Source organism: Psychrobacter sp. H25 (assembly GCF_059076335.1).
Window position 1 is genome coordinate 1 of record NZ_JCACRV010000004.1, and the last position, 5,562, is coordinate 5,562.

Annotated in this window: 5 protein-coding genes; 2 read left to right on the forward strand and 3 right to left on the reverse strand. The window is 37.4% G+C overall.

Annotated elements, in window-relative coordinates; genetic code table 11:
- Window positions 1–33 precede the first annotated feature (33 nt).
- Together repM and AC5JPO_RS13220 are read right to left on the reverse strand one after the other, a co-directional pair.
- Window positions 34–1,008, reverse strand: coding sequence for a replication initiation protein RepM (repM, locus tag AC5JPO_RS13215; RefSeq protein ID WP_057762756.1), 975 nt, complete (start codon window positions 1,006–1,008; stop codon window positions 34–36).
- Window positions 1,009–1,313: 305 nt separating this feature from the next.
- Window positions 1,314–3,512: a MobA/MobL family protein gene (locus AC5JPO_RS13220; protein WP_057762765.1), complete on the reverse strand. Its 2,199-nt coding sequence runs from the start codon at window positions 3,510–3,512 to the stop codon at window positions 1,314–1,316.
- A gap of 254 nt (window positions 3,513–3,766) precedes the next feature.
- Between AC5JPO_RS13220 and AC5JPO_RS13225 the strand changes: the two genes are divergently transcribed.
- Both AC5JPO_RS13225 and AC5JPO_RS13230 read left to right on the forward strand, forming a co-directional pair.
- A complete protein-coding gene (locus AC5JPO_RS13225) occupies window positions 3,767–4,078 on the forward strand; it encodes a mobilization protein MobS (RefSeq protein ID WP_082624706.1) in 312 nt (103 codons plus the stop codon).
- Between the two features lie 118 nt (window positions 4,079–4,196).
- Window positions 4,197–4,673, forward strand: coding sequence for a hypothetical protein (locus AC5JPO_RS13230; RefSeq protein WP_057762762.1), 477 nt, complete (start codon window positions 4,197–4,199; stop codon window positions 4,671–4,673).
- Window positions 4,674–4,865: 192 nt separating this feature from the next.
- Here AC5JPO_RS13230 and AC5JPO_RS13235 read toward each other — a convergent pair whose 3' ends face one another.
- Window positions 4,866–5,450, reverse strand: a complete 585-nt coding sequence (locus tag AC5JPO_RS13235; protein WP_057762758.1) for a hypothetical protein — start codon at window positions 5,448–5,450, stop codon at window positions 4,866–4,868.
- Window positions 5,451–5,562: the final 112 nt, after the last annotated feature.

The window sequence follows — 5,562 nt, forward strand, 5'->3', positions numbered from 1 at the left end:
TATCAGTCTGTTTTAAGTGGTCGGTTTTTGTCGTTACCTTGAGAAGTCATAGTCTGCTTCATTTCCATCTAAATATTCGCGTATAGGGCGTTTCTTACTGAATCTAGAAGCGTCTTTTTTGATCTCACTAACTATGAAATCACTATACGCTGACCAGTTCTTACCAGCGTCACCTTTGGCCAGACTACTGTATGTGCTTATAAACTCTTTATGCCGACTGATACGCCACAACTGTTTATCTGATAGTCCGTCTATCGTAAACATATTGCCAGTATCAGCGTTGGGCTTTTTGTTTGTCTTGTTAGCTTTAGGCTTTTCATGCACAGTAAACGCAAAGCCTATGATTGTTCGACCTTGTTTTACATTACTATATTTAACTCTGATATTTGTTTTCTCATTTATCTCTTTAACTGCTAAATCAAGAACACGTTTTTTAAAATCTCCCATATTTTTATATTCATTGATACCAATTCCTAGCTGACCTCGCAATAGTGCGTAATCAAACACTTCTGATTTCTTCGCACTTAACCATTTTACTGTCAGCTCATACAAACGCACAGAGTAAACACTGTTAAGCGTGGCGATGAACTCTAGGTCATATTGTGTAAAGTGTGAACCTAAACGAGTAATCTCGTTAATAACGGCAACAGTAAAAATGATCTCAATGCGACCCTCACTTTTAACATACCTGACTTGTTGAACCCAGTTTGTCTCAACCTTACTACCAGTACCATCTGAAAACGTAAAATAGCGCGCTCTCAAGCCTTTCCCAGCCTGAGCTAATACCTTATAGGCAGTATCAATTTGTATATTAAAAACTTCAGCATATCTTTTCGCACTTATAGACAAAGGCTTATTGAACCCTAACCCTTGCTCTGTCTCTCTTGCATCAACAATAGCTAGCTGTATTAAACACATCTCAGTTAAAGATAGGTTTTGAAAAGCTGTGATAATTCGATTTGATTTAACAACTAAGTCTTGCCCACCATTTTTTTTCTTATTATTCATAAGCTTCCCTGCCTTTAATCATTTTTAGTTAAAAAGACTATTATATATAATGTCAATTAATAGTCAAATAATAATGTGTCAATTAATACGGCATAGACGTCCATTTATAACGGTATAAACGTCCATTTATAACGGTATAAACGTCCATTTATAACGGTATAAACGTCTATTAATGAGGTCTGAACCCCTTTATTTTCGGTAGATACAGCTTGCTTAAAAGCATTTAAAAGCATTTAAAAGCATTAAAAGCATTTTTAGTTGTGGATAAGTAATAAAAGAAAAAGAAAAAATAGAGGTATGTATAATTAGAAATTTGGTGATGGATTATCTCTACTATCATTTACATTACCTGTATCTATCCCTCTATCAATGACTTTTAAATCGTTATTAATGCTTCTTAAATCATCGCCAGATAACTTTTCAGCGTAATCAGTAGTAAATCTACCTAAACTGTCTCCAAGCTCTCTAACGTGCTTCTGGACGCTATCATTGCTCATTAAAGTATTCAGTCCTTTGTAAGCAACCTCGTATTGCTTAGCTGTCAGTCTAATAGTCTGATTGATATGTTGTTCTGCTAATGCTCTGCTTTCGTCTGTTTTTTCACTGTTATTTGCATATTTAGTCAGTGCAGCTAGATAAGGTTGAGCTGTTATTATTGTCGCAGTCACTCTGCTAGTATCATTCCTACCTAATCTTGTTTGATGCTGTTGTACCTGTTCAGCTCTTTGTCTGTCTAGCTTAGCGATAAAATCATAAAAGTCTGCTGTAACAGTTTGATGGTGAGATCTTTCTTTTTGGTTATCTACTAATATATTTATAGCAGCTAGGTTGTTTTGCATGACCTCAAGGCTAAGCATACCAACGACTAGCTCGTATTTTTCTAGATACTCTTTCTCAATTGTATGAATACCTAGAGAGTGAGCGAATTCATTAAGTATGGCAATTTGTCGATAATCGAACTTTTCTGGGTAATGTTCCGATTTTTCGTTACGTCCTTTACTTAACCTCTTACTGTCTTGATTGCGCATAAGCAGTCGGTAAGCTAGAACCTTTTTCTTGTCTAGCGTATCAGCTTGTATTCTTCTAGTATTTTGTTCTGCTTCAAGAGCTTGTCGAGCTGCGTCTCTAGTTTTTTGATCAATTTGTCTTTTTCGCTCATGAAAGGCTCTTTCGTATTCGTTGTCAAAGGGGCTTGGGGCTGGTTTTGCTCTTGCTGCAATGCTGTTGTTGACTCTCGCAGCTTCTGATTTGCTATTTTCAGCTCGTTGTTTCGTGTTGTCATTGATTTCTGATGTTCCACTAATTGCTGATACTGTGTTCTTAGATCTGACTGCGTTTTCATCAATTCTTTGAAGCGTTCTCTCGATAGCTTCAATTGCTCCATTAGTTGCCTTTGGTAGGTTTTTGCATCGTTCAGCTGCCCAATCATTTGCTGATTTTGCGTCTCTAACTCTGTCTGCATTTGCATCAACGACTCGTTGTGTTGTCTCAATGATTGATTCTGTGTCTCTAACTCTGTCAGTGCTTTCTCCAAGCCTTCGACTAACTCGGTCAATGATTGATTCTGTGTCTCTAACTCTGTCTGCGTTTGCATCAATGATTCGTTTTGTTCGATTAATTCGTTCACTGTTTTCTCTCTCAATTTTGTTAGACGCTTCTAGCACCAGGCTATTACGCTCCGCGATCATAGCGTTAATCTCACCACGGATCGTCACTGGTGCGATGCCAGTAAATTCCTGCTCATTATCTAAAGCTTCTTTTTTAGCCTTTTCGTATGCGTCACGCTCTAGCTTGGTCGCAACCGAACCCATTTTAAGCTGCGGCTCAATATCTTTGCCTTGGTCTGCATAGCTACGGCAATCTATTAAATCGTGCTTATGCTCAGCTAACTTCTCATTAGCAATCTGTTCCCACAGCTGACGAATTTCCCTAAGCTCATCATTGACTCGTTCTATCTCAAATCCAAGCTGACGACGCTTCGTATCGGACAACTCAATATCGGCTTTGTCAGTCAATACAATCTCGTTGTCATTACCTATTACGGCTTTACGAGTAGTAAACATGATATGAGCATGAAAGTTACGAGGGTCAGCACCGCGCTCAATCTCTCTTTGAGTTGGTTTGTGAATAGCACAGTCAGCAATCGTGTCGTAACGATCCGCTAGGGTCTGGGCGAACCTATGTGCTATGTCTTTGCGATCTTGTTCGCTTAACTCATGCGGTAAATTGACCAACCACTCTCTAGCCACTCGCGCATCTTTTCTTTTTTCGGCGCTCTCTGCTTTATTCCATAAATCGCTACGATCAATAGTAACGCCTGCATCAGCTAATGCTGACGGCAAAATAATATCGGCACTCATGACACCTGAGCGTTTAGAGTAATCATGCGTCTTACCGTAACGCTCATCCTTTAATTTTTCCCCTGCTCGATAACTAGCAGAAGCAACAGCACTTTGTCCGCTACCTCGTGATATTGATTTAGTCGATGCGAGAAAAATAGCCATTTTCAAACACTCATGCTTTTGCTTTTTAGCACTACGTCTTTTCGTAGTGCGGGGGTGTGGGGGCTTTGCCCCTGCCGACGTTTGACTTCACAAATGTACGACCGAAGGAAGTAAACATTTGTGAAGTCGAAAACTCGCACTTAGTCAGTGGGACTCAACCATCCGTCAATTAACTATATCATAATAGATTGTTAGAGTCTGGCGGAGTTGCTATAGTCGGGTAAATAGGTAATTTGATATTTTAGGAGGAAGGTATGAGCTTACTAGGTGGTAATGATTTAAAAGAACAGCAGAAGATTAATGATCTTGAGCTAAAGATAAATAGGGAGAGACAGAAGTTAGATAAGAAGCTGACACGACAAAAAATTCTACTGGGTGCCTTTTTGGTAGATGTTTTAGAGAATGATTCAGTAAATGGCTTAAAGGAATATACAGCTAACAATCTATTAGGTTTTTTGAACAGACAGACGGATAAGGATTTAATGGCAGATTTAGTAAAGGGGCTTGGTGGTAAGGTTAACATTGAAAATAACAATGAAACCAAAGCAGACTCTGAAACACTTTAACAATTTGAGAGCTTATATATGTCACAGCATTTAAGAGAAAAAGGATTCCAACAGACAGTTTCTATCGTAGTGGTTTCTTATACATGTCTCTTGATTACTTAACAGCAGGATGGAATATATGGCAATTAGAATAAAATTATATGCAGCTATAGTAGCCATTTTCTTCGTTAGCGGATGTCAACCCTCTGCTAACGAAGATCAAAATTTTTCTAATTACAATGAATCTCTATTAAATTCTAGTAAGCTCAGTGAGAGAAAATCTGAAAACATGGTTTATGTCACTGCTATTGAAACAGATTCTAGAGATGGAGATGCGGCAGCTTACAGGGGAACCCTTAATGTTATAAATGGCTGTTTATTTATGGGTGATATGTTAGTGGTAATAGTTAATCCGAACCTAGAATGGGAGCAGAATCCCTTCGTTATTTACAACAGAGTAAGTAATGAAAAATTTAAGATTGGAGATGTAGTCACTGTTGGAGGATCTTCTGCTGATTACTCACTGGTAAATGAAGAAAATTTAAAATGGAAATATCCACCAAACGCTAATTGTAAGTCTAAGAGAGTTTGGCTGGTTGGTAACATGGTTCATTGATATATTTTTTTAAGCATATTTATGGCGAACCAAGCAGGCTCCTTCCTTGGTTCGGTTCCCTAGTGAGGACTTGAATCCTAGGCTATAGGCTAGTGGTATCGGTATATTGAGTTATTTAGGTAATCTCGGTGTACTTCGTTGTGTACATGTAGTGAGCTTTTGGATCATTATTTTTATTTACCATATATGGGCTTAGCGTGAGAATACGACGTGCTTTCGTCCTTCCATCATTACTAATGAATAGACTAATAGATAAAAGTTTGACAGAAAACCTAAGAAAATATTTATTATAATGAAATATTCAGAACCCACTAGAAAGCTTCTCATGATTCTTGAGTTTCCCGCTGAGGTAAAGCCAAAGAACATAAACCAACCTATATTTATAAAAAGTAATATTAATGCAGTTATAAGAATAGTTCTTTTGGGATTTTCACCGACTGCATGATTTAACTTATCTGGGTTTTTTGCTGCTAGTTTAAATTCCCTGACAACTTTGTTTGAGACCCCTTTCATGAAATAAGTGAGAGTAATTATAAAAAATATTAATACAAAATATAGTAGAACTACATCGTTCAGTAACCTTATTCTACCCGAAGCTAATTCCATTGATTGTGCAAAGGGGGTAATACCTTGATAGTTTTTGAACTTGGAGCCTAGTATTAAAGAAGTGAAAAAAATTGCAAAAAACCCATGAAAATAAGCATAATTAAAGGGCGATAAATCGTTTAATAGATTAACCATAGTTTTATGAGAAATATAATGATGATCTTCTGTCATTTTTTATGTTCACCTTAATTTTTTTAGGCTATACCTCAAAGAAACTAGTTATTTCGCCCCTCAAACCTATTAATAGACCACTTAAAACAGACTGGCATAAAGGAACCACCTA

Coding starts and splice junctions, on each gene's coding strand:
- repM (WP_057762756.1), bottom strand. CDS start 1,008: ATGAATAATAAGAAAAAAAATGGTGGGCAAGACTTAGTTGTTAAATCA.
- AC5JPO_RS13220 (WP_057762765.1), bottom strand. CDS start 3,512: ATGGCTATTTTTCTCGCATCGACTAAATCAATATCACGAGGTAGCGGA.
- AC5JPO_RS13225 (WP_082624706.1), top strand. CDS start 3,767: ATGAGCTTACTAGGTGGTAATGATTTAAAAGAACAGCAGAAGATTAAT.
- AC5JPO_RS13230 (WP_057762762.1), top strand. CDS start 4,197: ATGGCAATTAGAATAAAATTATATGCAGCTATAGTAGCCATTTTCTTC.
- AC5JPO_RS13235 (WP_057762758.1), bottom strand. CDS start 5,450: ATGACAGAAGATCATCATTATATTTCTCATAAAACTATGGTTAATCTA.